Annotated in this window: 2 protein-coding genes; one reads left to right on the top strand and one right to left on the bottom strand. The window is 65.7% G+C overall.

Annotation, left to right across the window (positions count from 1 at the left end):
* Positions 1-223 precede the first annotated feature (223 nt).
* Positions 224-793 carry a PEP-CTERM sorting domain-containing protein gene (locus tag ACXJKR_RS31765; RefSeq protein ID WP_056201870.1) on the top strand — a complete coding sequence of 190 codons (570 nt, stop codon included), beginning with the start codon at positions 224-226 and terminating at the stop codon, positions 791-793.
* Positions 794-858: 65 nt separating this feature from the next.
* Here the strand turns inward: ACXJKR_RS31765 and argF are convergent.
* Positions 859-1,659: ornithine carbamoyltransferase (gene argF, locus ACXJKR_RS31760; RefSeq protein ID WP_457326243.1), on the bottom strand; the 801-nt coding region annotated here is incomplete at its 5' end.

Here is a 1,659-nt window from a genome sequence, read left to right as displayed (position 1 = left end):
GCCCAGGTAGGCAGCGCTGGCGGCGAGCAGCAGTCGGCGGCGGGGCAGGGGAGAGGCGGGCATGGGCGGCAACCATCGCAGGCGCAGGTGACGGCGCTGTGACGAAGCCGATGACTCTCGGGCGTCACGCGCCTGTCGTCTTTGACCACCACACTCCGGCCCGATTCAAACGCAGCGGCGTTCTTCCATTTGCCGCCTCAACCTTCAAGCTCTGGAGTTTTCAATGAAGCTCGCCACTCTCGCCCTGGCCCTTGGCCTGGCCTCGCCGGCTTTCGCGGCCGCTCCGCTGTCCGTGGACTTTGAAAAGAACTGGTCCTATGGCGACGAGGTGGCCAACACCTACGCTGCCGACGGCGTGACCTTCACCAATGTGCTGGGGCTGTCCAACGACGCCAACTTCAGCTACTTCGGCAATGCACCGTCGCCGCTCGGCGTGGCCTTCGTGCAGCTCGATGGGGTCGTCAATACGGCTGCCTACATGAATGTCGCCGCTGGCGTTGCCGGCGGGCTGAGCTTCTATTACGCCGGCACTGACACGGCCACCATCAGCGCCTATTCGGGCCTGAACGGYTCAGGCTCGCTTCTGGGCACCATCACGCTGACCGCGACCGGTGACTACTCGACCTGGTCCCAGAAGATCCTGAGCTACAGCGGCACGGCACTGTCCTTCGACCTGACTGGCACGAACGGCGTTGCCGCGCTGGACAACATCTCCGCCGTCCCCGAGCCGAGCAGCATCGCACTGCTGCTCGCCGGTGGCGCCCTGGTGCTGGCCCGCCGCCGTCGCGCCTGATCAGCGAGCGCCAAAGAAAAAGCCGGCTGTTCGCAGCCGGCTTTTTGCTTTCGAGATGAGGCGTGTCAGCCAATGCGTCCGAGCAGCAGGTACTCCATGAGTGCCTTCTGCACGTGCATTCTGTTCTCCGCTTCATCCCAGACGACCGACTGCGGTCCGTCGATGACGTCCGCCGCCACTTCCTCGCCGCGATGGGCCGGCAGGCAGTGCATGAAAAGGGCGTCCGGCTTGGCGCGAGCCATCATCTGCGTGTCCACGCACCAATCCGCGAACGCAGCCTTGCGGGCCTCGTTCTCGGCTTCGTAGCCCATGCTGGTCCAGACGTCGGTCGTCACCAGGTCGGCGCCGTCGCAGGCCTCGCGCGGGTCGTTGAACACGCGGTAGCAGCTCGCGTCCTTGATGCCGGCCACTGCCGGGTCCACACCATAGCCGCTGGGTGTGCTGACATGCACCTTGAAACCCAGGATCTCGGCCGCCTGCAGCCAGGTGTTGGCCATGTTGTTGCCGTCCCCCACCCAGGCGACGACACGGCCCTTCAGGCAGTCCATGTCGATGGCGCCGCGCCGGTCCATGCCGCGGTTCTCGATGAAGGTGAACAGGTCGGCCAGGATCTGGCAGGGGTGGTACTCGTTGGTCAGGCCGTTGATGACCGGCACGCGCGAATGCGCCGCAAACGCCTCGAGCTTGCTCTGCTCGAAGGTGCGGATCATGACGATGTCGACCATGCGGCTGATGACGCGCGCCGAGTCCTCCACCGGCTCGGCTCGGCCGAGCTGGCTGTCGCCCGTCGTCAGGTGCACAACGGAGCCGCCCATCTGGTACATGCCCGCCTCGAAGCTGACGCGCGTGCGCGTGCTGGCCTTCTC

The organism is Roseateles sp. P5_E11 (genome assembly GCF_054049355.1).
This window is presented reverse-complemented; position numbering and strand designations above follow the sequence as displayed.